The 22,676-nt window shown below is 72.8% G+C and carries 20 protein-coding genes; 11 read left to right on the forward strand and 9 right to left on the reverse strand.

Features of this window, described 5'->3' with window-relative positions:
* Nucleotides 1-45: 45 nt before the first annotated feature.
* Together ACFYTT_RS04760 and ACFYTT_RS04765 are read right to left on the reverse strand one after the other, a co-directional pair.
* Complete coding sequence (locus ACFYTT_RS04760; RefSeq protein ID WP_131052905.1) at nucleotides 46-633, reverse strand: GNAT family N-acetyltransferase; 588 nt, start codon at nucleotides 631-633, stop codon at nucleotides 46-48.
* Nucleotides 626-2,701: a penicillin acylase family protein gene (locus tag ACFYTT_RS04765; protein ID WP_387257768.1), complete on the reverse strand. Its 2,076-nt coding sequence runs from the start codon at nucleotides 2,699-2,701 to the stop codon at nucleotides 626-628. Before ACFYTT_RS04765 ends, ACFYTT_RS04760 begins: the two co-directional genes overlap by 8 nt.
* Nucleotides 2,702-3,252: 551 nt before the next feature.
* Here ACFYTT_RS04765 and ACFYTT_RS04770 point away from each other — a divergent pair.
* The 4 genes from ACFYTT_RS04770 to ACFYTT_RS04785 are packed head-to-tail and all read left to right on the forward strand — an operon-like array spanning nucleotide 3,253 to nucleotide 8,513.
* Nucleotides 3,253-4,803, forward strand: coding sequence for a pyridoxal phosphate-dependent decarboxylase family protein (locus tag ACFYTT_RS04770; protein WP_387257769.1), 1,551 nt, complete (start codon nucleotides 3,253-3,255; stop codon nucleotides 4,801-4,803).
* 34 nt (nucleotides 4,804-4,837) lie between these two features.
* Nucleotides 4,838-6,118, forward strand: a complete 1,281-nt coding sequence (locus ACFYTT_RS04775; protein ID WP_387257770.1) for a lysine N(6)-hydroxylase/L-ornithine N(5)-oxygenase family protein — start codon at nucleotides 4,838-4,840, stop codon at nucleotides 6,116-6,118.
* Entirely contained in the window at nucleotides 6,115-6,693 is a 579-nt protein-coding gene (locus ACFYTT_RS04780) for a GNAT family N-acetyltransferase (protein ID WP_387257773.1), read from the forward strand. Before ACFYTT_RS04775 ends, ACFYTT_RS04780 begins: the two co-directional genes overlap by 4 nt.
* Nucleotides 6,690-8,513 (forward strand): IucA/IucC family protein, encoded by a 1,824-nt coding sequence (locus ACFYTT_RS04785; RefSeq protein ID WP_387257775.1) that lies wholly within the window; start codon nucleotides 6,690-6,692, stop codon nucleotides 8,511-8,513. Before ACFYTT_RS04780 ends, ACFYTT_RS04785 begins: the two co-directional genes overlap by 4 nt.
* Before the next feature lie 112 nt (nucleotides 8,514-8,625).
* Here the strand turns inward: ACFYTT_RS04785 and ACFYTT_RS04790 are convergent, their stop codons facing one another.
* Nucleotides 8,626-9,219 carry a TetR/AcrR family transcriptional regulator gene (locus ACFYTT_RS04790; RefSeq protein ID WP_131052910.1) on the reverse strand — a complete coding sequence of 198 codons (594 nt, stop codon included), beginning with the start codon at nucleotides 9,217-9,219 and terminating at the stop codon, nucleotides 8,626-8,628.
* A 62-nt stretch (nucleotides 9,220-9,281) separates the two neighbouring features.
* Between ACFYTT_RS04790 and ACFYTT_RS04795 the strand changes: the two genes are divergently transcribed.
* The gene (locus ACFYTT_RS04795; RefSeq protein WP_131052911.1) at nucleotides 9,282-10,010 is read left to right on the forward strand and encodes a CPBP family intramembrane glutamic endopeptidase; all 729 of its coding nucleotides are present in this window, start codon (nucleotides 9,282-9,284) and stop codon (nucleotides 10,008-10,010) included.
* Here the strand turns inward: ACFYTT_RS04795 and ACFYTT_RS04800 are convergent.
* From ACFYTT_RS04800 to ACFYTT_RS04810, 3 genes are read right to left on the reverse strand one after another with little or no spacing between them, the layout of a single operon-like run.
* Nucleotides 10,007-11,011: an aminoglycoside phosphotransferase family protein gene (locus tag ACFYTT_RS04800; RefSeq protein ID WP_387257778.1), complete on the reverse strand. Its 1,005-nt coding sequence runs from the start codon at nucleotides 11,009-11,011 to the stop codon at nucleotides 10,007-10,009. The two genes, ACFYTT_RS04795 and ACFYTT_RS04800, sit on opposite strands and share 4 nt — an antisense overlap.
* A gap of 37 nt (nucleotides 11,012-11,048) precedes the next feature.
* Nucleotides 11,049-13,757, reverse strand: a complete 2,709-nt coding sequence (locus ACFYTT_RS04805) for a hypothetical protein (protein ID WP_387257780.1) — start codon at nucleotides 13,755-13,757, stop codon at nucleotides 11,049-11,051.
* A gap of 49 nt (nucleotides 13,758-13,806) precedes the next feature.
* On the reverse strand, nucleotides 13,807-14,823 hold the full coding sequence (locus tag ACFYTT_RS04810) for a LacI family DNA-binding transcriptional regulator (RefSeq protein ID WP_131057463.1): 1,017 nt from the start codon (nucleotides 14,821-14,823) through the stop codon (nucleotides 13,807-13,809).
* Between the two features lie 277 nt (nucleotides 14,824-15,100).
* Between ACFYTT_RS04810 and ACFYTT_RS04815 the strand changes: the two genes are divergently transcribed.
* From ACFYTT_RS04815 to ACFYTT_RS04825, 3 genes are read left to right on the forward strand one after another with little or no spacing between them, the layout of a single operon-like run.
* The gene (locus tag ACFYTT_RS04815) at nucleotides 15,101-16,252 is read left to right on the forward strand and encodes a Gfo/Idh/MocA family protein (RefSeq protein ID WP_387257782.1); all 1,152 of its coding nucleotides are present in this window, start codon (nucleotides 15,101-15,103) and stop codon (nucleotides 16,250-16,252) included.
* Complete coding sequence (locus tag ACFYTT_RS04820; RefSeq protein ID WP_387257784.1) at nucleotides 16,249-17,403, forward strand: dihydrodipicolinate synthase family protein; 1,155 nt, start codon at nucleotides 16,249-16,251, stop codon at nucleotides 17,401-17,403. The genes ACFYTT_RS04815 and ACFYTT_RS04820 overlap by 4 nt, the downstream gene beginning before the upstream one ends.
* Nucleotides 17,400-18,218 carry a sugar phosphate isomerase/epimerase family protein gene (locus tag ACFYTT_RS04825; RefSeq protein WP_387257786.1) on the forward strand — a complete coding sequence of 273 codons (819 nt, stop codon included), beginning with the start codon at nucleotides 17,400-17,402 and terminating at the stop codon, nucleotides 18,216-18,218. The genes ACFYTT_RS04820 and ACFYTT_RS04825 overlap by 4 nt, the downstream gene beginning before the upstream one ends.
* Before the next feature lie 41 nt (nucleotides 18,219-18,259).
* Here ACFYTT_RS04825 and ACFYTT_RS04830 read toward each other — a convergent pair whose 3' ends face one another.
* Both ACFYTT_RS04830 and ACFYTT_RS04835 read right to left on the reverse strand, forming a co-directional pair.
* The gene (locus tag ACFYTT_RS04830) at nucleotides 18,260-18,712 is read right to left on the reverse strand and encodes a cellulose binding domain-containing protein (protein WP_176094101.1); all 453 of its coding nucleotides are present in this window, start codon (nucleotides 18,710-18,712) and stop codon (nucleotides 18,260-18,262) included.
* Nucleotides 18,713-18,829: 117 nt separating this feature from the next.
* Entirely contained in the window at nucleotides 18,830-19,738 is a 909-nt protein-coding gene (locus ACFYTT_RS04835) for a 5'-3' exonuclease H3TH domain-containing protein (protein ID WP_387257965.1), read from the reverse strand.
* 94 nt (nucleotides 19,739-19,832) lie between these two features.
* On the opposite strand from ACFYTT_RS04835, the gene ACFYTT_RS04840 reads away from it, so the two are divergent.
* The 3 genes from ACFYTT_RS04840 to ACFYTT_RS04850 all read left to right on the forward strand — a co-directional run bounded on the left by ACFYTT_RS04840 (nucleotide 19,833) and on the right by ACFYTT_RS04850 (nucleotide 22,070).
* Nucleotides 19,833-20,213, forward strand: coding sequence for a VOC family protein (locus ACFYTT_RS04840; protein ID WP_387257789.1), 381 nt, complete (start codon nucleotides 19,833-19,835; stop codon nucleotides 20,211-20,213).
* Nucleotides 20,214-20,356: 143 nt separating this feature from the next.
* The gene (locus tag ACFYTT_RS04845) at nucleotides 20,357-21,499 is read left to right on the forward strand and encodes an acyl-CoA dehydrogenase family protein (RefSeq protein ID WP_176094103.1); all 1,143 of its coding nucleotides are present in this window, start codon (nucleotides 20,357-20,359) and stop codon (nucleotides 21,497-21,499) included.
* A 64-nt stretch (nucleotides 21,500-21,563) separates the two neighbouring features.
* Entirely contained in the window at nucleotides 21,564-22,070 is a 507-nt protein-coding gene (locus ACFYTT_RS04850; RefSeq protein ID WP_131053653.1) for an Lrp/AsnC family transcriptional regulator, read from the forward strand.
* Here ACFYTT_RS04850 and ACFYTT_RS04855 read toward each other — a convergent pair.
* The gene (locus tag ACFYTT_RS04855; RefSeq protein ID WP_387257966.1) at nucleotides 22,000-22,611 is read right to left on the reverse strand and encodes a histidine phosphatase family protein; all 612 of its coding nucleotides are present in this window, start codon (nucleotides 22,609-22,611) and stop codon (nucleotides 22,000-22,002) included. The two genes, ACFYTT_RS04850 and ACFYTT_RS04855, sit on opposite strands and share 71 nt — an antisense overlap.
* Between the last annotated feature and the right edge of the window lie 65 nt (nucleotides 22,612-22,676).

A 22,676-nucleotide genomic window follows, 5' to 3' on the forward strand; every position in this document is an offset into this window, starting at 1 on the left:
CGCGGAACCCGCCTCCGAGATCACGCTCGATCAGGGATCGGGTGGTCACTGCGGCGCTGGGATGCCACTCGATCCTGGATCGAGCGCGACCCTGGGTCGGTCGAGGAACATCAGGCGGGCCTGTTTGTGCGGCAGGTCGATCAACGGGCCCTCGACGAAACCGGCCCGCCGCAGGCGGGCGATCGCCTTGTCGTTGCGGGCGTCCGGCTCCATGATCAGCCGCCGTCGGGTGGGGTCGGTGAAGACGAACGCGACGAACTCGGCGAGCAGCGTGCCGGTGAACCCGGGCTCGGGGCGTACCGGGGTGCCGATCAGCAGGTGGCCGCCGTAGTCGCCGGGGCGTACCGGGTAACACTCGCCGACCGGGTCGTGTTCGGGCTGGTAGCCCTGGAACAGCGCCACCGGCTGCCCGTCGCGCAGGGTGAGGTACGCGTGGTGGCTGGGCAGCGAGTCGACGTACCGGTAGACCTCCACGACCCGGTCCCGGTCGGCGTCGCCCATCCCCCAGAAGCGGGCCCGGTCCTGGCTGACCCAGCCGTGGATGACGTCCGCGTCGGCCTCCGGGTCGACCGGCCGGAAGGTGACGGTGCCGAAACCGGGGACGTGCCGCCGGTGGTGGTGCGGGTCAGTCATCGTGCTCCTCGGTGAGGCGGTCCCAGTCGCAGGTCACCTCGACCAGCTCGCCGCGCAGCCAGTGGGGGAGCTGGTCGTCGCGGTGTGCTCCGGTGCCGGTGGCGCCGAGCGGCACCACCCAGCGGCTGTCCTCGCGGCGGGCCAGGTCCCACACGTACCGGGCGGCCGGCCCGCGCAGGCACAGGTCGGTGACGCCGGGGACGCTGGAGGTGGCCAGCACGCAGTCGCTGTCGCCGGACAGCTCCGGCCCGGGCGGGGCGGCCGGGTCGGGCAGGGCCTGCCACGCCAGCAGCCGGTGCCGCTCACCCCACCGACGGGTGTCGCCGGTGGCGGCGATCTCCTCGGCCGCGGCCCGCACCAGCGCGTCCCGGTCCACGCCGGGCAGGTCGGCGTGGAGCAGCGGCACCACCGCGTACCCGACCCGGGGCACCAGGGCCAGCCAGGGGTGGAAGACCTCCGGGTGGTCCGGCGGCTCGGCCAGCCCGGCCAGCGCCGGGTGGACGGCGAGCCGTCGGGCCACCGCCGAGCGCAGGTCGGCGAAGGCCGCCGCGTCGACGCTGTCGGCGGCCATCCGCCGGTCCCACGCCAGTAGGCGGGTCCGCAGCGCGTCGGCGTCGGTGCTGAGGCCGTCCAGGTCGGCGAGGACCGCGAGCAGCGGTGCGGCGCCGGCCAGGTGGGTGTCGGTGTGGACGGCGGCCATCTGCTCCGCGCGCCAACCGGTGCGGGCGGTGAGCAGCGTACGGATCCGGTCGGCGCGGTACGGCGGGGCGAACTCGACGCCGAGGGCGGTGGAGATGCCGCGCTCGTTGGCCATCACCGCGACCCCGTCGACCGGGGACTGCGGGGTGTCGTGCCAGCCCTGCCACATGTGCTCCGCCGACCAGCCGGGCACCACCCGCAGGCCGTTGTCCGGGTGCCGTCGCGGCACCCGCCCGGCGACCCGGTGCAGCAGGCCACCGTCGGTGTCGGCGGCGAGCACCACGTTGACCGGCTCGACCCAGCCGTCCAGGGCGGCGTCCAGGTCGCCGACGGTGCGGGCGCGCAGCAGCGCGGGCAGCACGGCGAAGCCGAGGTCGGCGGTGACCCGGGGCGGGTGACGCAGGCTGACGGTCAGCTCGGGATCGTCGTCGGGGCTGCCGGAGACCACCGGCCCCCGCTCGGTCTCGATCACCTCGACCTCGACCGGGTCGGCGCCCGCCACCTCGATTGTCTCGACCTGCCGGTACGCCGGCCGCCACCCGTCCGGCCCGTACGCCTCGACCGCGTCACCGACCCGGCGCAGCCGCTCGGCGTAGAGGTCCTGGTAGTCGGACATCGCGTTGGTGATGGCCCAGGCCACCGCACCGGCGTGCCCGAAGTGCGGCAGGCCCGGCACGCCGGGCACGGCGAACCCGAGCACGTCGTACTCCGGGCAGGCCAGGCGGATCTGCTGATAGATGCCCGGCGCCTCGATGAACCGGTGCGGGTCCCCGGCGATCAGGGGCGCGCCGGTGGCGGTGCGGTCCCCGGTGACCAGCCAGCCGTTGCTGCCGGAGGTCACCTGCCCGTCGACGGCGAACAGGCGGGCCGCCGACGCACCGAGCTTGCGCGCCACGTGTTCGCGCCAGAGCTTGGTGGGCAGCCCGGCGAAGAGCACGTGGTGACCGAGCCAGACGGCCAGCGGTGTCCATGGCTGCCAGGTGCCGGGGGACAGGCCGGTGGCGGCGAACTCGGGGGTCCGCGCCGCACCATCGGCGAGGCCGCTGTTGACGCCGTCGACGTAGAGGCCGACCCACTCGGCGGTCGCCGGGTCGAGCGCCGCGTGGCAGCGTCGCGCGGTGTCGGCGAGCCGGACCTGCCGCGCGAACCGGTCCCAGGCGAGCGCGTCCGGGCCGAGGAAGGCGGCGCTGGTGCCCTGGGAGCGGTGTCGTTCCACCTCGATCTGCCAGGCCCGGTCCAGGGCGGTGACCCGACCCTGTGCGTACGCCAGCGAGCCGGGGTCGTCGGCGCGCAGGTGCGGGATGCCGTAGCGGTCCCGGTAGCGGCGTCCACTGTGCCCGGAGGGTCCGGTCGTCCGCCGCTCGTCCACGGCGTAACCGTACCGGTGCGCAGGGGAGTGGCGGGGACCGGCGGTGGGGGAAACGGGTGGTGGCTCGATGACGGACAGTGTGAGCTCCTGTGTGGTGCGAAACGCCGAGCAGGACTTGACAGTCGGTTAGGTTAGGTTAACCTAACCGCGGTTGTCCAAGGTCCTCTCGACCCTGATCGAAAGACGACGCGATGCCTCATCCCGTCTCCGTCCGCCGTTCCCCGCACAGGGGCTCACTCGCCGCCGGCACTGCTGACGCAGTCGGCGTGGCCGCCGGCCGTGACGGAGACGACTCGCCGATCACTTTCGGTCCTTCGCGTGACGGTCACATCGGTCGACCTCGCTTCGCACCTGCCATTAGCGGCCTCGTGCCGACCGCCACCCCGCCCCCGGGTGCGCGACTGCTCGCCTGACGCCTCCGGGCGACCCGCGCCTCATCCCGCCGGCCGCCCCTGCCACCACCCGCCGAGACCGCAGCACTCCGCCGCTCGACGTACGAGCGGCGGGTTCCGGCTGCCCGACACCTGATCCGCCGAGCGTGGAGGACGTCCATGACCCTGCCGGTACACACCGCCGAGGCAACGCCGACCCGGCCGCCGAACGGGCCCACAACAGCCCGGGCCCACCTGTTCCACGCCGGCACAGTCGAGGAGTACCGGCGCGTCGTGGCGGCCGGCACCGAGCGGGTGGCCCGGCGGGTGGCCGAGGCGACCGGACCCTGCTCTGGCGTACACCCGGACGAGTTGGCGCCGCTGGTCGACGCCGTCGACCTGGACCGCCCGCTGGGTGACGCCACGGCCGCCCTGGACGAGTTGGAGGAGGTCTACCTGCGCGACGCGGTCTACTTCCACCACCCCCGCTACCTGGCCCACCTGAACTGCCCGGTGGTGCTCCCGGCACTGCTCGGCGAGGCGGTGCTCAGCGCGGTCAACTCCTCGATGGACACCTGGGACCAGAGCGCCGGCGGCACCCTCATCGAACGACGGCTGGTCGACTGGACGGCCGGCCGGATCGGGTTCGGCCCGACCGCCGACGGGGTGTTCACCAGCGGCGGCACCCAGTCCAACCTGCACGCCCTGCTGCTGGCCCGGGAGGAGGCCCTGGCCGGGGCCACCCCTGCCGACCGGCGCATCCTGCTGCCCCGGCTGCGGATCATCGCCTCGGCGGCCGGCCACTTCAGCGTCCAGAAGGCGGCCAAGCTGCTCGGCCTCGCCCCGGACGCGATCGTGCTGGTGGAGACCGGCCCGGACCGTCGGATGCGCGCCGGCGCGGTCCGCCACGAGATCGCCCGCTGCCGCCGTGACGGCCTGCCGGTGATGGCGGTCGTCGCCACCGCCGGCACCACCGACTTCGGCACCATCGACCCGCTCGACGGGATCGCCGAGGTGTGCGCCACCGCCGGGGTGTGGCTGCACGTCGACGCCGCGTACGGCTGCGGGCTGCTGGTCTCGCCCACCCGCCGGCACCTGCTCGACGGCATCGAGCGGGCCGACTCGGTGACCGTCGACTACCACAAGTCCTTCTTCCAGCCGGTCAGCTCCAGCGCGGTGCTGGTCCGTGACGGGCGGACGTTGCGGCACGTCACCTGGCACGCCGACTACCTCAACCCGGCCCGGATGGTCGCCCAGCGCATCCCCAACCAGGTCGACAAGAGCATGCAGACGACCCGGCGCTTCGACGCCCTCAAGCTCTGGCTGACCCTGCGGGTGATGGGCCCGGACGCGGTCGGCGAGCTGTTCGACGAGGTCTGCGACCGGGCCGACGACGCCTTCGAGCTGGTCGCCGCCGATCCCCGCTTCGAGGTGCTGACCCGTTCGCCGCTGAGCACGGTGGTGTTCCGCTGGCTGCCCACGGGCCGGGGGCGGGACCTGGCCGACGCGGCCAACCTGCGGGCCCGGGAGGCGCTCGCCGCCTCCGGCCTGGCCGTCGTCGCCGGGACCAAGGTGGACGGTCGGCAGTACCTCAAGTTCACCGTTCTCAATCCGCACACCACACGCGAGGATGTCGGGTACGTGCTGGACCTGATCGCCGAGCACGCCGGCCGGTACGTGCACGCCCACGCCGGCACGCCCGCCGTTGACCTGACCTGCCCGGTCGGCTGACATGCCGCCGGAGAACCCGAGCCTGGAGGGCCGGATGTCCAGCTACGACTTCATCGGGATCGGTCTCGGCCCGTACAACCTCGGCCTGGCCTGCCTGACCGCGCCGATCGCCGAGATCGACGGGCTGTTCCTGGAGGCCCGCGACGACGTGTCCTGGCACCCCGGGATGCTGCTGGAGTCCTCCCGCCTACAGACCCCGTTCATGGCCGACCTGGTGACCCTGGCCGACCCCACCTCGCCGTACTCCTTCCTCAGCTACCTCAAGGAGATCGGTCGGCTCTACCCCTTCTATATCCGGGAGAACTTCTACCCGCTGCGGGTGGAGTACGACGCGTACTGCCGGTGGGCCGCCGGGAAGCTGGCCAACCTGCGCTTCGGTCACCAGGTGACCGCCGTCGAGTACGATCCGTCCGACGACCGGTACGTGGTGACCGCCACCGTGGCCGGCGAGACCGTGACGCACCGGGCCCGGCACGTGGTGCTCGGCACCGGCACCCCGCCGCACCTGCCGCCCGCGTGCGCCGGACTGACCTCCGACGCGGTGCACAACTCGCGCTACCTGTCCAACCGGGACGCGTTGCGGGCCAAACGGAGCATCACCGTGGTCGGCAGTGGCCAGAGCGCCGCCGAGATCTACCACGACCTGCTCGGCGACATCCACACGTACGGCTACCGGCTGAACTGGGTGACCCGCTCACCCCGGTTCTTCCCGCTGGAGTACACCAAGCTCACCCTGGAGATGACCTCACCGGACTACGTGGACTACTTCCACGCGCTGCCCGAGGCGACCCGCTACCGGTTGGAGTCCGAGCAGAAGGGCCTGTTCAAGGGGATCTCCGCCGACCTGGTCGACGACATCTTCGACCTGCTCTACGCCACCAGCGTGCACGGCCCGGTGGACACCCGCCTGCTGACCAACACCGAGCTGACCGGGGTGCGCTACGACGAGGCCGCCGGGGTGCACACGCTCGCGCTGCGCCACGTCGAGCAGGAACGCGACTTCACGATGGAGACCGAGGGGCTGGTGCTGGCCACCGGCTACCACTACCGGGTGCCGGCGTACCTGGACCCGATCCGGGACCGGCTGCGTTTCGACGGGCACGGCCGGCTCGACGTCGCCCGCAACTACAGCATCGACAGCACCGGGCGCGGCGTCTTCCTCCAGAACGGTGGTACGCACACGCACAGCATCACCTCGCCCGACCTCGGGATGGGCCCATACCGCAACGCCTGGATCATCCGCGAGATGCTCGGCCGGGAGGCGTACCCGATCGAGAAGTCGATCACGTTCCAGGAGTTCGGGGTGCCCGCGTGACCGAGCTCGTGTTCACCCGCCACGATCCGGGGCTGGGCGAGTTCGCCCTGCGTACGCTCGACGTGGCCGCCGACGCGCCGCTGCTGCACCGCTGGGTCACCCACCCGAAGGCGGCGTTCTGGATGATGCAGGACGCCGACGTGGACCGGGTCGCGGCCGAGTACGGCGCGATCGCCGCCCACCCGCACCACGACGCCTTCCTCGGCCTGTGGCGCGGCGAGCCGGCGTTCCTCGCCGAACGCTACGACCCGGCCCGGGTGGAGCTGGTCGGTCTCTACGACGCGCAGCCCGGCGACGTCGGCATGCACTTCCTCTGCGCGCCCACCGACGCCCCCGTGCACGGCTTCACCACCGCCGTGATCACCACCGTGATGGCCTGGCTCTTCACCGACCCCGCCACCCGTCGGGTCGTGGTCGAGCCGGACGTGCGCAACACCGCCGTGCACGCGCTCAACGCGGCGGTCGGGTTCGAGGTGACCGGCCCGATCGACAAGCCGGAGAAGACGGCGCTGTTGAGCATCTGCACCCGGGAACGGTTCGTCGCCGCGACCCGTAGCGAAGGAGCATCATCGTGACCACCCCCGCCTCGTCCGCACCGGTCGCCCACCTGCGTCCGCAGACCTGGGAGCGGGTCAACCGGCTGCTGGTGCGCAAGGCCCTCGCCGAGTTCACCCACGAGCGGCTGCTGACCCCCGAGCCGGTCGACCCGGCCGCCGGGCCCGCCGACGCGCACGGCCGCCGGTGGTACGCGGTGAGCGGCGACTCCGGCGCGGTGCGGTACCGCTTCGCCGCGCGGGTGCTGGCGCTGGAGCACTGGGACATCGACCCGGAGAGCATCACCCGGCACCGGGGGGACGAGTCGCTGCCGCTGGACGCCGTCGACCTCTGCCTGGAGCTGCGCGACGCGCTCGGGCTCGCCGACCGGATCCTGCCCGTCTACCTGGAGGAGATCACCTCCACGCTGGCCGGTGCCGCGTACAAGCTGGACCGCGCGCTGCCCAGCGCCGCCGAGCTGGTCGAGGCCGACTTCCAGGTGATCGAGACGTCGATGACGGAAGGCCACCCGTGCTTCGTGGCCAACAACGGCCGCCTCGGCTTCGGCGTCGACGAGTACCACCGCTACGCCCCGGAGGCCGCCCATCCGGTCCGGCTCGTCTGGGTGGCCGCGCACCGCGACCACGCCACCTTCACCAGCGCCGCCGACCTGGAGTACGCGAGCTTCCTGCGGGCGGAACTGGGCGAGACGACCCTGTCCCGGTTCGCCGACACGATGCGTGACCTCGGTCTGGACCTGGACGACTACCTGCTCATGCCGGTGCACCCGTGGCAGTGGTGGAACAAGATGTCGGTGACGTTCGCCGGTGAGGTGGCTCGCCGCCGTCTGGTGCACCTCGGCGAGGGGCCGGACGAATACCTGGCCCAGCAGTCCATCCGGACCTTCTTCAACGTCAGCGCGCCGCAGCAGCACTACGTCAAGACCGCCCTGTCGGTGCTGAACATGGGCTTCATGCGGGGACTGTCGGCCGCGTACATGGAGGCCACCCCGGCGATCAACGACTGGCTCGCGGAGCTGGTCGCCGGCGACGCGGTCTTCGGCGCCACCGGCCTGACCATCCTGCGGGAGCGGGCCGCCGTCGGTTACCGGCACCGGCAGTACGAGGCGGCCACCGACCGCTACTCGCCGTACCGCAAGATGCTGGCCGCACTCTGGCGGGAGAGCCCGGTGCCCGGCCTCGCCCCCGGCGAACGGCTGGCCACCATGGCGTCGATGCTGCACGTGGACGCCGACGGGCGCTCGTTCGTCGCCGAACTCGTCGCCGCCTCGAAACTGGCGCCGACCGAGTGGCTGCGCCGCTACCTGAACGCCTACCTGACCCCGCTGCTGCACGCCTTCTACGCCTACGACCTGGCCTTCATGCCGCACGGCGAGAACGTCATCATGGTGCTGCGGGACGGCGCGGTCGAGCGGGTGATCTTCAAGGACATCGCCGAGGAGATCGTGGTGATGAGCGCCGAGGCGGAGCTGCCGGCGACCGTGGAGCGCATCCGGGCCGACATCCCGGAGGACATGAAGCTGCTCTCCATCTTCACCGACGTCTTCGACTGCTTCTTCCGCTTCCTCAGCGCCACCCTGGTCGCGCAGGGCGTGGTGGACGAGGAGACGTTCTGGCGGGCGGTCGCCGACTGCGCCACCGCGTACGCCGACCAGGTGCCGCACCTGGCCGACCGGTTGGCCCGCTACGACCTGTTCGCCCCGGAGTTCGCGCTCTCCTGCCTCAACCGGCTGCAACTGCGCGACAACCAGCAGATGGTCGACCTCTCCGACCCGTCGGCCGCCCTGCAACTCGTCGGCGCCCTGACCAACCCCCTGGCCCGCTTCGCGCCCGCGCGGTGAGCCGCCGACCCGCCCTGCCTGACGGCGGCCGGGCGGGTGGCGTTCGCGGTTGTGGTGGCGAGGCCGGGCGTCCCGCCGTCGAGCGTGGGCACGGCGGGACCGGGTGCCGCCGTCAACCGGCTGCCGGCGCGAGTCGGGCGAGGTGCGTGTCGATCTCCGTGCGGGCGTCGGCGGGACTCAGGCCGGTGGTCAGGATCCGGACCGTGATGCCGTCGGTCAGGGTGGTCAGCGCGGCGGCCTCGGCGCGCGGTTCGACGTGCGCCCCGAGGTCGCCGCCGGCCCGACCCCGGGTGAGCAACCGTTCGAGGTTGGCCCGCAGGGCCGCCTCGCTCTCGGCGAGGATCTCCGCTATCTGCGCGTCGACCAGCGCCTCGGCGGTCAGGACGAGCCAGACCCGGGCCTCGAAGGTCCGCTCGTCGTCCAGCGGGACGATTTCGCACGCCGCCTGCCGGAGGACGTCCACGGTGATGGCGTCCGCCGGGATCGTCTGCGCCCGGCGCGTCACCCGTTCGGCGAGGTGCGCGATGGCCGCCTGCACCATGCGTTCCCTGGTCGGCAGGTAGTGCTGAGCGGTCGCCAGCGCCATGCCGGCCTCGGTGGCGACCGCCCGGACGGTCATCCCGACCGAGCCCGAGCGGGCGAGCACTGTGCAGGCGGCGGCACCGAGATGCCGCCGCCGCTCCTCATGATCCACAACCTTCGGCACGCCAGCGATCATAGATGATCGGTCATTTGACCGATATAGGTCAGCGACCTAATCTAGCGCCCATGAGCAGTTCCGCACCGGGCCGGACCACCCCGATCACCCACGCCCCTCGATTCACCTACCGCGACATGGCCCTGGTGTTCCTCGTCGGCATCGGCCTGGCCAACTCGGCCGTGGCGGACTTCCTGGCACAGGGACCGGCCCGGCTGGGCATGTCCGAGATGGCGGCCACGAGCATCGCCTGGGCCCTGATCAACGGCACCCAGTTGGCCGTCGGCCTGCTGGTCACCTGGCACCGCTTCGGCGCGATCCGCCGACCGCTGCTGCTGGAGCGCCCCGACCGGGCCCAGGTCGGCGCCGCCGCCGGATGGGGCATGGCCAAGGCCGCGCTGACCCTCGGCCTGCTGCTGGTGCTGCCCACCGCGCTCACCGAGGGCGGCGGTGGAGAGGGCGGCTACCCCGCCGGGAGCCTCCTGGCGCAGTTCACCTTCGCGTTCGCCTTCGGTGCCGTCGCCTCACCCGTCTACGAGGAGGTCCTCTACCGGGGCGTCTTCTTCCGCGGACTGGCGGCCCGGATGCCTGCCGTCGCCGCCATCGTCCTCTCCTCGGCTTTCTTCGCCGTAGCGCACCTGCCCCGGTTCTTCAACACCATCAGTGCGCTCGTCGCCGGGCTCATCTTCGCCTGGCTGCTGCACCGGTACCGCAACCTCTGGGTGCCGATCCTGGCCCACGCGGTCAGCAACGGCACCCTGGTCGTGCTGGCCTTCGCCGTCGAGGCCACCGCAGGTTAGTCGTCGGCCAGGTCGGCCAGGTCACGCGCCACCAGGTCGGCCAGCAGCATGTGCCGCCCCGGGTCGTTGTCGGGCGTGATGCCCCGACTCGGCATCTCCACGGTCATCAGCAGGTGCAGGTGCATCCGGTACAGCGCCAACCGGCGGCGCACCCCGTCGTCGAAGACGAGCGGCGTGCCGGTGGCCTCGGCGTACCCGCGCAGGAACGGATGGGTCGGCTCGTCCTCGGCCCGCCGGAACAACAGCGGCGAGACCAGGTCCAGCAGCGGGTCGCCGTAGAGGAACCGTTCGCCGTCGACCAGCCCGCACATCCGGTACGCGCCGGTGGCGTCCGGCGCGGCCAGCACGTTGCCGTCCCAGCAGTCGAAGTGCAGCAGCGCCGGGCGGCGTACCTGGTCGAGCAGGTCACCGTGCCGGGCCACCAGCGCGCGGAACCGCTGCGGCGGGGCGGGCAGTGCGATGTCCCAGTCGGCGGCGTCGGCGAGCAGGTCATCGATGATCGCCGTGAACGCCGCCCGCCAGGTCGTCCCGCCGCTGCGGCCCGCGTCGTAGCCGAACCGGTCGCCGGTGATCCGGTGCACGGCCGCCGTCGCCGCGCCCAGGTCGGCGCGGGCCGGTGCGTCGTCGACGTCCAGGTCGGGCAGGGCGCGGCCGGGCAGTCGGCTGGTGACCAACCACTCGCCGAGGCGCGGGTGCACGCCGTGGTGCAGCACGGCCGGCACCGGCACCGTCGGTGCGCCGTCGGCGACCAGCCGGAAGTAGCGGGCCTCGGCGGCGAGCAGCCCGGTCTCGTACCGCAGCAGCCGGGCGCGGGGCGGCGGGCCCACCTTGAGCACGACCTGGCGGTCGTCGTCGAGGTGGACCCACCACACGGTGGCGAAGCTGCCGCCGGTCAGCGGCGCACAGTCGCGGACCTTGCGGTCGGGGCCGAACGAGGCCCGGACGTAGTCGGCCACGTCGTCGGCGGTGAGGACCTGTTGGGTGGGGCTGAGCGGCGGCACCGGACCAGGGTATGCGTCCGGTGCCGCCGGTCACCGGTCAGCCGCCGGTCACCACTCCGGTCAGCACCACGTCCACGATCGGCCCGTCCTCGGGTTCGGCGAAGGTCAGCTCGATCCACTCGTCCGGCTCGGTCACCGAGTCGGCGACCGTCGGCACGATGACCTCACCGACGCCGGTCTCGGCCGGAATCACCAGGTACGGCGTCAGCCAGGTCTGCGACAACGGCCGTTCCGGCTGCACCGGCTCGAACGCGTTGTCGGTGAACCAGTCCGGGTCGACGTCCAGGGTGGACAACTCCGGCCCGGCGCTGGGCGCCTGTGGCCAGGTGGACAGGAACAGCCCCTGCTCGGTCGGCGCCGACGCGGACAAGCGCCAGCTCAGCAGTTCGCCCTCGGCCACGCGCGCCTCGCGGGACTCGACGGTGAGCACCGGCACCGGGTCGTCGTTGCGGACGTCGAGTCCACCGACGTAGTCGCCGACCACCACGCCCCGGTCCGTCTTGACGGACAAGGTGTACTGCTCGGTGTAGTTCCACAGCGTGTCCCCGACCACCTCGACCGGCACCGGGATGCGGCGCTGACCGGGCCGCACGGTGGCCGTCCAGATGCGCGTCTCGAGGGTCATCGGGTCGAGCAGGTACAGCCGTACCGCGCCGCTGCCGCGTCCGGTCAACGACACCGGGATCTCGTGCGTCCGGGTGCCGGAGTCGCCCTCGGATACCTGGAGGGTGCCGACGTCGAGGCGGGGCAGGGGGGCCGGGCGTGGGTCGGGCGTACCCGGCGCCCATCCCCACGCGTCGAGCAGCCAGGCGCTGCCGGTCGCGCTGCGCGGGGTGATCTCGATCGCGGCGAGCCGGGTGGGGGCGCTCTTCAGCGGCACCCGCACCTCCTGTGCCCAGTACGAGGTCGTGTACCCGGTCCCGGGCAGGCCGTCGATCCGGACCTCACCGAGCCGGGTGCGCCGTCCGTCGGTGCCGACGACGGTGACGTCCCACCGGTTGTCGGTGGTGTTGGGCGGGACGATGACGCGGAGTGCCAGCTCCCGGGCACCGGCGGCGGATACCGGCCGGGGTGGCGCCAGCCGGATCGGGGTGCCGGCGCGGGACCAGGTCAGCTCGGCCGCGTATCGGTCGGCGTCGGGCACGTTCCAGTAGAACGGCACGAAGTGCGCGAACTGCGCGTTGCGGTCGTCCGGGTCGAGGCAGGACCGCTGCGGGTCGAAGGTGACCTGTTCGCAGAGGCGAGCCCCGCCGGAGAGCCGGGTCGACGCATCCGGCGTCAGGACCGGCGTGCGGTTGCCGCCGAGCGCGTGACTGCGCACCCGGGCAGGGTCGGCCGAGGGGGCGCGTCGGCCGCTGCCGTCGAGCAGTGGTCGGACCCGGTCGTCGCCCGCGACGAAGAGCCGTGCGGCGGCGGCGACGTAGGTGGCGCCGACGGTCTGCTGCTGCGCGGCGGTGAGCCGGGTCGGGGTGCCGGGATCACAGACGGCATCCGGGCCGCCGTCGTCGGTGAAGAAGTCGTCCCACGACGGGGCCACCGCCTGTCCGGGCGTCCATTCGGTGTTGAAGAAGTTGTGGTTGGCGCCGATGACGTAGAGCGCACTGTGCAACGCGCGGCCGGAGCTGACCCCGCGTGTGCCGTCCACGAAGATCTGGCCCTGCTGGTCGAGGACGTCACCGTCGCAGCCGGGCAGGATCGTTACCGACGGGACGTCCGGCACCGGGTTGTGGCCGAAGATGGTCGGACCGATCAGCAGCAGACCGCGTACGGTCCAGCGGACCCGGCCCGAGTAGCCGTCGACGGCGGCCGGCGGCGGGGTGAGCGAGTCCATCGCGGCGCGGTTGACGCCCTCGCCGCCCCGGGAGTGACCCACCAGGAGCACCCGGGACAGGTCGGCGCGGGGTGCCGCGCGCACGATGTCCGGCGCGGCGGCGCGGCCGGCACCGGCCCAGTCGGCCCACTTCGCCAGGTGCAGCCGGACCAGCGAGGATCGGGCCTGGGCGCCGCCGTCCTCGAGGGCCCAGTCCTGGCCGTTGATCCCGTTGGCCGAGATGGAGACCGTCAGGTAACCCTGCGAGGCGAGCAGCCGCTGCGCCTGGAGGTAGCCCCGGTGGCTGGGGATCGGATCGGTGCCGTCCGGGCAGGGCCACTGGAGGAACAGATCGTCGGAACCGCTCTGGTAGCAGTTCGTGTGGCGGCCGTGCAGGAACACCGCGAGCGGTCGGGCACCGGAGGCCCGCTGCGGCGCGACCACGACGGCGCGCATCTCCACCTTCTCCGGGAAGTCCGGCAGCGTGACGGCGGGCAGGTCGTACTCGCCGGTGATCGGTGCGTGGGGTCCGGGGACGCCGGGATCGACGGCGGCGGCGGGCTGCGGAGCGGGTGCGGCGGGGACCGGCCCCGACCGACGGGCGGCCGGTGGAGCCGCCCCGTCGAGCCGTCGGCCGCCGGCCCGCACGCTGAGCTGGTCGGGTTCAACCGGCCCGGTCAGCGGCAGGCTGAACGTGCGTCCGTCCGGGTGCGGGCGGGCCTGGCCGAGCCGCCGGTCACCGGACCAGAACTCGACCGCGGCACCACCGACCGGCACCCGGGTGCTCGAACGCCAGGTCAGCTCGCCGCCGGCCATGGACCAGCCGGTGGCGGCGGGCCGGGGCGCGGGGCTGTCCGGAGGGGCCGCCACCGCCGGCCCGGTGGCACCGGCCACCATCGCCACGGCGAGCGCGGCGGAGATCAGTAATCTACGCATGGCACTACGTCTATCTCAGCCGCGCAACCCGATCGCGGCGGCCCGGCGGTCAGCCGGGTGGCGGGGCGGAACTGTCCCGGCGGACCAGCTCGGCGGCGAGCGACTCCACCCGGGGGCGGTCCGCACCCGGGTCCAGGGCCAGCGCCATCGCCCGCGCGCCCATCTCCACCAGCGGCAGCCGGATCGTGGTCAGCGTCGGGGTGACGTCCCGGGCCATCGGCATGTCGTCGAAGCCGACGACGCTGACCCGGTCGGGCACCGCCAGCCCGCGCGAGCGCAGCAGCGCCAGCGCGCCGATCGCCATCGAGTCGTTGAGCGCCGCGATGGCGGTCAGCTCCGGTTCCGCGTCGAGCAGGGCGGCGGTGGCGGCGGCACCGCTGTCGCGGTCGAACTCGGCGTACCGGATGCGGTGTTCCGGCAGGTCGCGGCCGTGGGCGGTGAGTTCCTCGCGCAGCCCGGTCAACCGGTCGGTGGTGGTGGTCAACACCTGGGGGCCGGCCACCACCCCGATCCGGTCGTGGCCCAGCCGGCACAGCTCCTGCCCGAGCAGCCGGGCGCCGCTGCGGTTGTCGGGCATCACCGCGTCGCCGGAGTGTTCGTGCCGGCCGATCACCGCGACCCGCCCGCCGGTCGCCTCGTACGCGGTCAGCTTGCCGTTGAGCAGGCGGGTGAACTCCGTGTCGTGGTAGCCGGAGCCGGCCAGGATGATGGCGGCCACCTGGTGCCCGCGCAGCAGCTCGACATACTCCAACTCGCGTTCCGGGTCGCGGTAACTGTTGCAGATCATCAGCAGTCGACCCTGGTCGGTGGCGACCCGTTGCAGGCCCCGGGTGATCTCGGAGAAGTACGGGTCGGAGACGTCGTGCACGATCACGCCGACCGCGCCCCGGTGCGAGCGGGCGAGCAGTTGGGCGTGGGCGTTGGGCACGTACTGCAACTCGGCGACGGCCTGGAGCACCCGCTCCCGCAACTCGTCGGTGACCGGCTTGCTGCTGCCGTTGATCACCCGAGAGGCGGTGGCGGGGGAGACGCCGGCCCGCCGGGCCACATCGGACAGAGTCGCCACGTACCGCCCCCTTGCGCTCACGCCGCGCGCCTGCGGCCAGCGTCACCGTACCGCAGTCGGGGTCGTCCGCTCGGGGGCCGGTTCCGGCAGCTCACACCGCTGGTCGCGGCCCAGCTCAGCGTGCTTCGCACGGTGTCGGGACGGTGGTCGGCACCGGTCGGTGGGTGGTGGGTGCCGGAAATATCGCTGCCGGGAGAGCGCTTGCCCAGGCGTGACCGTCCGGCCTAGGCTACGCGGGGAAAGCGCTTACCTGAGCGTGTGCGACGGAAGGACCCCCATGACCCGCAGGTCGATCGGCATCATCGTGAACGGCGTCACCGGCCGGATGGGATACCGGCAGCATCTGGTGCGCTCCCTGCTGGCCATCCGCGACGCCGGCGGCGTACGGCTGCCCGACGGCACCACCCTCTGGCCGCACCTCGTGCTGGTCGGCCGCAGTGAGGCCAAGCTGCGGGAGATCGCCGACCGGCACGGCCTGACCGACTGGACCACCGACCTGAGCGCGGCGCTGGCCCGCGACGACGTCGAGATCTACTTCGACGCGCAGGTCACCCAGCAGCGGGAGAAGGCGATCCGGCAGGCCATCGAGGCCGGCAAGCACATCTACACCGAGAAGCCCCTCGCCGAGGACACCGCCGCCGCCCTGGACCTGGCCCGTGCCGCGAACGCCGCCGGCATCCGCACCGGCGTGGTGCAGGACAAACTCTTCCTGCCCGGGCTGCGCAAACTCAAGCGGCTGCTCGACGGCGGCTTCTTCGGTCAGGTGCTGTCGGTGCGCGGCGACTTCGGCTACTGGGTCTTCGAGGGCGACTGGCAGCCCGCCCAGCGTCCCTCGTGGAACTACCGGGCCTCCGACGGCGGCGGCATCGTGGTCGACATGTTCCCGCACTGGCACTACGTGCTGGCGGAACTCTTCGGCGAGGTCCGCAGCGTCTCGGCCACCGTCGCCACGCACATCCCGCAGCGCGTCGACGAGCGGGGTCGCCCGTACGCGGCCACCGCCGACGACGCCGCGTACGCCGTGTTCGAGCTGGCCGGCGGCGTGATCGCCCAGCTCAACTCCTCCTGGTGCGTCCGGGTGCACCGGGACGAACTGGTCGAGTTCCAGGTCGACGGCACGCAGGGCAGCGCGGTGGCCGGACTGCGTCGCTGCCGGGTGCAGCACCGCGCGGTCACCCCGAAGCCGGTGTGGAACCCGGACCTGCCCGCCACCGAGGACTTCCGCGCCCAGTGGACCGAGGTGCCGGACAACGAGGAGTTCGACAACGGCTTCAAGGTGCAGTGGGAGGCGTTCCTGCGGCACGTCGCCGTCGGCGAGCCGTTCCCGTGGGACTTCCTGGCCGGGGCGCGCGGCGTGCAACTGGCCGAGCTGGGTCTGGTGTCGGCCCGCGAGGGTCGCCGCGTCGAGATTCCGGAGCTGTCGCTGTGAGCGCCACCGAGGTCAACCTGCCCGGTGGCCGGCGACTGCGGCTGGCCGGTGGCACCGGGCACCCCCGCCCCGACGGCCCGCCGCGCAGCCGGATCGCCTATGCCGCCGCGCACGTGGTGGCCGACCCGCAGGCCGACAACACCCCGGGTACGCCCGCCGTCGTCGACTGGGAGAGCACCCTCGCCTTCCGTCGCCACATCTGGTCGTACGGGCTGGGGGTGGCCGAGGCGATGGACACCGCGCAGCGCGGCATGGGCCTGGACTACCCGGCCACCCGGGAACTGATCCGGCGCAGCGCGGCCGAGGCCCGGGCGGCCGGCGGTCGGATCGTCGCCGGTGCCGCCACCGACCAGCTCCCGGCCGGCCCGGTCACCCTCGCCGAGGTCGCCGCCGCCTACCGCGAGCAGCTCGACGACGTGCAGGCCGCCGGGGCGGTGCCGGTGCTGATGTGCAGCCGCCACCTGGCCGCCGCCGCCCGTGGCCCCGAGGACTACCTGCGGGTGTACGACGACCTGCTGTCCGCCGCCGACCGGCCGGTGGTGCTGCACTGGCTCGGCCCGATGTTCGACCCGGCGTTGGCCGGCTACTGGGGCTCGACCGACCTGGACCTGGCCGCCGACACGGTGGTGGAGCTGCTCAAGTCACACGCCGCCCGGGTCGACGGGATCAAGGTGTCGCTGCTCGACGCCGGACGCGAGGTGGCGTTGCGCCGCCGACTGCCGGCCGGCGTACGCCTCTACACCGGCGACGACTTCCACTACCCGGAGCTGATCCGGGGCGACGCGGACGGCTACTCCGACGCGCTGCTGGGCGTCTTCGCGGCCATCGCACCGGCCGCCTCGGCCGCGTTCGCCGCCCTCGACCGGGGCGACCTGACCGCGTACGACGAGATCTTCGCGCCCACCGTGCCGCTGGCCCGGCACCTGTTCGCGGCCCCGACCTGGTATTACAAGACCGGGATCGTCTTCCTCGCCTGGTTGGCCGGTCACCAGGACCACTTCACCATGGTCGGCGGCCTCCAGTCCGGCCGGTCACCGGCGCACCTGGGCACCCTGCTCACCCTGGCCGACGCCGCCGGCCTGCTGCCCGACGCCGAGCTGGCCGCCGCCCGCGCCCGGGCCTTCTTCCAGGTGGCGGGGGTGGCCCAGTGAGCGGCGGGCGTCCGGAGCTGGCCCGCTTCTCGTTCAACCAGGCCACCGCCACGCACTGGGCGCTGCCCGACGTGGTGGCCGGGTGCGTCGACGCCGGGGTGCCCGGCATCGGCCTGTGGCGCGAGCCGGTTGCCGAGTACGGCCTGGACCGCGCCGCCAAGCTGGTCCGCGACGCCGGGCTGGCGGTCACCACGCTGTGCCGGGGCGGGTTCTTCACCGCCGACGACTGGTGGGACGAGAACCGGCGCGCCGTCGACGAGGCCACCGCGCTCGGCGCGCCGGTGCTGGTGCTGGTCTCCGGCGGCCTCCCTTCGGGCAGCAAGGACATCGACGGGGCGCGCGCCCGGGTGGCCGACGCCGTCGCCGAACTGGCCCCGTACGCCGACTCCGCCGGGTTGACGCTCGCCATCGAGCCGTTGCACCCGATGTTCAGCGCCGACCGCTGCGTCATCTCCACCCTCGGCCAGGCGCTCGACATCGCCGAACGGTTCGACCCGGGCGTGGTCGGCGTGGTGGTGGACGCCTACCACGTGTGGTGGGACGACACCGTCCACGACCAGATCGCCCGCGCGGGGGAGTGGATCGCCTCGTTCCAGGTCTGCGACTGGATCACCCCGCTGCCCGAGGGCGTGCTGCTGGGGCGGGCGCTGCCCGGCGACGGCTGCATCGAGCTGCGCCGGATGCGCGAGGCGGTCGACGCGGCCGGCTACACCGGCCCGATCGAGGTGGAGGTCTTCAACGCGCAGGTGTGGGCGCGTCCCGGTGCGGAGGTGCTGGCCGCCTCGATCGACGGCTACCTGCGCGAGGTGGCCTGATCGCAGCTCGCGCGCGCAGATGATCCGGGCTCGTCGCCCTGTCAGGTGTAGTAGGCGACCTGACAGGGCGTGCCGCCGACCTCGAAGGCGGTCGGTCGCTGAGTCGCGATGAAGGCGACGCCGCTGAAGCGCATGATGGCAGCCGCGCCGGGCGCGAGGGTGTTGGTGTACGGAGGCCACGCCGGAGTGAGTGTGCCGGTGGTGCCCACGAGAGTCAGGGTGCCGTTCTCCGCGTAGGGATGGACATATGCGGGGAGCGGTGCGGTGAAGCGGACGGCCCAGTCGACGAGGGGCGCCGAGCCCGTGTTCACCACCACGATGGTGGTCATGTAGGCGGATCCGTGCATGACCACGGAGACCGGGCAGATGACGGTGGCCGGGTCGGCGGTCGATGAGGGGTTCGCCGTGGAGGCGCGGGCGAGCGTCGTCGGCGCCAGCACGGTCACGCAGACGGCGACCAGCAGCGCCGGCCACAGGGCGCGGAATCTGACCATGGCGGGATCCCCCGATCGAGTCGACGACACATCAATTGTCGTCTGTCGATGCGATGCCCCGTCCAGAGGTGCGCGCGATAAACCCCGTATGTGAGTTCTCGTGGAACGGAGTGTCCGTCAGCCCGTCGTGGTGCGGTTGGCGAGGGCGTCGACCAGGCGGCGCGTGGAGCCGGCCAGGTTCCACCGCTCGGCCAGCTCGACCACGCGTTCCGGGTCGGCCGGTGCGGCCGGCAACTCGGTCGGCAGCGACGGCAGCGGCACGTCCAGGGCGACCCGCACCACCTTCGGGGCCACCGCCAGGTAGTCGCGGGCGGCGTCGAGCTTGGTGCGCAGGCCGGGCGCGAAACCGGAGGCCGGATCGTCCAGCGCGGCCAGGATGCCGGCGATGTCGCCGTACCGCTCGACCAGTCGGGCGGCGGTCTTCTCGCCGACGCCGGCCACGCCCGGCAGCCCGTCACTGGGGTCGCCCCGCAGCGCGGCGAAGTCGGCGTACCGGTCGGCGGCCACCCCGTAGCGAGACCGGACCGCCGTGTCGTCGCAGTCGTCCAGCTTGGCCACGCCCCGCCCGACGTAGAGCAGCCGCACCCCACGGGCGTCGTCGACGAGCTGGAACAGGTCACGGTCGCCGGAGACCACCTCGACCGGGCCGGGCTGGGTGACCGAGAGCGTGCCCAGCACGTCGTCGGCCTCGTAGCCGGTCGCGCCGACCACGGTGATGCCGAGGGCGTCGAGCACGTCCAGGATCATCGGCACCTGCGGGCTGAGGGTGTCCGGCACGACCTCGCCGCCCTCGGGGGCCACCCGGTGCGCCTTGTACGACGGCAGCAGCGCGACCCGCCAGTCCGGCCGCCAGTCGTGGTCCATCGCGCACACCATCCGGCCCGGCCGCCGGGTGCGGACCAGTTGGGCGAGCATGTCGAGGAATCCGCGTACGGCGTTGACCGGCTGGCCGTCGGCGGTCCGCGCGGCCGACTCGGGGATGCCGAAGTAGGCCCGGAAGTAGAGACTGGGCGCGTCGACGAGCATGATCGGGGTCTGCTGTGCCACGCCCGACAGCCTGGCACATCCCACCGACGTTCGCGGTCGACGGCACGTCGACGGCGCGATCCAGGAGGACGCGATGACCACGAGGCCCCGACTCGCGCTGACCACGGTCAACCTGGACACACCCGACCCGGCGGCGCTGTCCCGCTTCTACGCGCGACTGCTCGGTTGGACGGTGGAGGTCGAGGAGGCCGACGACGTCATCCTGCGCGGGCCCGAGGGCGGGGTGGGCCTGTCCTTCCAGCGCGAGCGGGCGTACGTGCGGCCGACCTGGCCGGCCGAGGCGGACCGGCAGCAGATGATGATGCATCTGGAGGTCGGGGTCGAAGACCTGGCCGCCGCCCTGGAGCACGCGCTGGCCTGTGGTGCCACGCTGGCCGAGTTCCAGCCGCAGGACGACGTGCGGGTCTGCCTGGACCCGGACGGCCACCCGTTCTGTCTCTGGCTGATGGACTGACCGCGAGGCCGGTCGGTCGGTGGTCGACACGACCCGCACCGTCCGTGCCCGCCACCCGAACGAACGTTAAGCTGAGCGGGTGGGAGCCAGAAGCTGCCACGGCGTACGACAGCTCACCACCATCCCACGGAGCTCACCACGCTATGACCGTCGACCGGATCCTGCCCACCGAAGAGGCCCACGACCTGCTGGAGCTGGCCACCGAACTCGCCGACCGCGAGCTGGCCCCGAAGGCCGTCGAGTTCGAGCAGCGCGCCGAGTTCCCCCGCGAACTGCTGCGCACCCTGGGCCGGGCCGGTCTGCTCGGCCTGCCCTATCCGGAGGAGTACGGCGGCGCCGCCCAGCCGTACGAGGTCTACCTCCAGGTGCTGGAGATCCTGGCGAGCCGCTGGCTGGCGGTCGCCGAGGCGGTCAGCGTGCACACGCTCTCCTGCCACCCGGTCGCCACGTTCGGCGACGACGCCCAGCGCAAGCTGCTGCCCGACATGATCGGCGGCGAGCTGCTCGGCGCGTACTGCCTCTCCGAACCGCAGGGCGGCTCGGACGCCGCCGCGCTGACCACCAAGGCGGTCCGCGACGGCGACGCGTACGTGGTCACCGGCACCAAGGCATGGATCACCCACGCCCAGGTGGCCGACTTCTACAACGTCTTCTGCCGCACCGGCGTACCCGGTCCGCGGGGCATCTCCTGCCTGCTGCTCGACCGGGCCACTCCCGGTCTCCACCCGCAGGCCGCCGAGCGCACCATGGGACTGCGGTCGTCACCGGTGGCACAGCTCGTCTTCGACGACGCGCGGGTGCCGGCGGAGCGGCTGATCGGCGGCGAGGGCGCCGGCTTCACCATCGCCATGTCCGCCCTGGACTCCGGCCGCCTCGGCATCGCCGCCTGCGCGGTGGGGTTGGCCCAGGCAGCGCTGGACTACGCGGTCGGCTACGCCCGGGAACGTCGCCAGTTCGGCCGTGCCGTCATCGACTTCCAGGGCCTCGGCTTCACCCTCGCCGACCTGGCCACGCAGATCTCCGCCGCCCGGGCGTTGACGCTCGCCGCCGCCCGGCTGCGCGACGCCGGACGGCCGTACTCGATCGAGGCGGCCAAGGCGAAACTCTTCGCCACCGACGTGGCGATGCGGGTGACCACCGACGCGGTGCAGGTGCTCGGCGGCGCCGGGTACGTGGCCGACCACCCGGTGGAGCGCTACATGCGGGAGGCCAAGGTGCTCCAGATCGTGGAGGGCACCAACCAGATCCAGCGTCTGGTGATCTCCCGGGCCCTGGCCAAGGAGTGACCGCGCCTGCCCTCGGGTGGGTTCGTCGTCGCGCGGACGGGCCTTTCCCGGTAGGTTGCACGCCGTGGAGGAGATCGACCGGGCCATCGTCGCCGCGCTGACCACGGACGGCCGGCAGTCGTACACGGATCTCGCGGAGAAGGTGGGTCTGTCCGTCTCGGCCGTGCACCAGCGGGTACGCCGGCTGGAACAGCGCGGTGTGGTCAAGGGCTACACCGCGCGGGTCTCGTTCGAGGCGCTCGACCTGCCGTTGACCGCGTTCGTGGCGATCCGGCCGTTCGACCCGTCGCAGCCGGACGACGCCCCGGTACGCCTCGCGCACCTGCCCGAGATCGACTCGTGCTACTCGGTGGCGGGGGAGGACTTCTACCTGTTGCTGGTGCGGGTGGCCGGTCCGGTCGACCTGGAACGCGTACTCCAGGAGATCCGGACCGCGGCGAACGTCACCACCCGGACGACGGTGGTGCTCTCCACGCCCTACGAAGGCCGTCCGCCGAAGATCAGTGGCGAGCCGTCGAGTCGCTCACGGTCGCGGGCGGCGGGGGAGGCGGCTGGTTCCACCGGAGGATGACCCGCCGGCCGTGCTCGTGGCCGAGCACGCTCATGGTGGCGGTGTCCAGCCGGAGCAGCCCGCCGGCCGACGGCGGCAGGCCGATCCACCGGGCACCCAGCACGCGCAGCGAGTGCGCGTGCCCGACCACCGCGACGGAACCCCGGTCGAGCAGCGGATGCACCGTGGCGAGCAGCCGGTCGAGGCGTTCGCCGACCTCGCTGGGCGACTCCCCGTTGGGGCACCCGTCGGTCCACACGTTCCAACTGGACCGTTCGTCGTGGATCTCGGCGGTGGTCCGGCCCTCGTAGTCGCCGTAGTGCCACTCGGCCAGATCCTCGTCGGTGCTGGTGACGGTCAGCCCGGCCAGTTGCGCGGTGAGCAGCGCCCGGCGGCGCGGGCTGCTCAGCACCGCGGCGAACCGCCGGCCGGCGAGCGCCGGACCGAGCGCGCGGGCCTGTCGCTCACCGTCGGGCGTCAGCTCCAGATCCGTGTACGAGGTGTGCCGGCGACTGGCGCTCCAGGTGGTCTCGCCGTGTCGGACGAGCAGGATCTCGCTCATGTTCTCAGTCAACCAGGAGTCGGATAGGATCGTGGCCATGTACTCCTGTGCCTTCTCGATGAAGC

It is taken from the genome of Micromonospora sp. NPDC003816 (assembly GCF_042874705.1).
In the GTDB taxonomy this organism is placed as follows: domain Bacteria; phylum Actinomycetota; class Actinomycetes; order Mycobacteriales; family Micromonosporaceae; genus Micromonospora.

Excerpts from the sequence above, each read along its gene's own strand:
- ACFYTT_RS04760 (WP_131052905.1), bottom strand. The coding sequence starts at position 633 with ATGACTGACCCGCACCACCACCGGCGGCACGTCCCCGGTTTCGGCACC.
- ACFYTT_RS04770 (WP_387257769.1), top strand. The coding sequence starts at position 3,253 with ATGACCCTGCCGGTACACACCGCCGAGGCAACGCCGACCCGGCCGCCG.
- ACFYTT_RS04775 (WP_387257770.1), top strand. The coding sequence starts at position 4,838 with ATGTCCAGCTACGACTTCATCGGGATCGGTCTCGGCCCGTACAACCTC.
- ACFYTT_RS04795 (WP_131052911.1), top strand. The coding sequence starts at position 9,282 with ATGAGCAGTTCCGCACCGGGCCGGACCACCCCGATCACCCACGCCCCT.
- ACFYTT_RS04805 (WP_387257780.1), bottom strand. The coding sequence starts at position 13,757 with ATGCGTAGATTACTGATCTCCGCCGCGCTCGCCGTGGCGATGGTGGCC.
- ACFYTT_RS04815 (WP_387257782.1), top strand. The coding sequence starts at position 15,101 with ATGACCCGCAGGTCGATCGGCATCATCGTGAACGGCGTCACCGGCCGG.
- ACFYTT_RS04830 (WP_176094101.1), bottom strand. The coding sequence starts at position 18,712 with ATGGTCAGATTCCGCGCCCTGTGGCCGGCGCTGCTGGTCGCCGTCTGC.
- ACFYTT_RS04835 (WP_387257965.1), bottom strand. The coding sequence starts at position 19,738 with ATGCTCGTCGACGCGCCCAGTCTCTACTTCCGGGCCTACTTCGGCATC.
- ACFYTT_RS04840 (WP_387257789.1), top strand. The coding sequence starts at position 19,833 with ATGACCACGAGGCCCCGACTCGCGCTGACCACGGTCAACCTGGACACA.
- ACFYTT_RS04845 (WP_176094103.1), top strand. The coding sequence starts at position 20,357 with ATGACCGTCGACCGGATCCTGCCCACCGAAGAGGCCCACGACCTGCTG.
- ACFYTT_RS04855 (WP_387257966.1), bottom strand. The coding sequence starts at position 22,611 with ATGAGCGAGATCCTGCTCGTCCGACACGGCGAGACCACCTGGAGCGCC.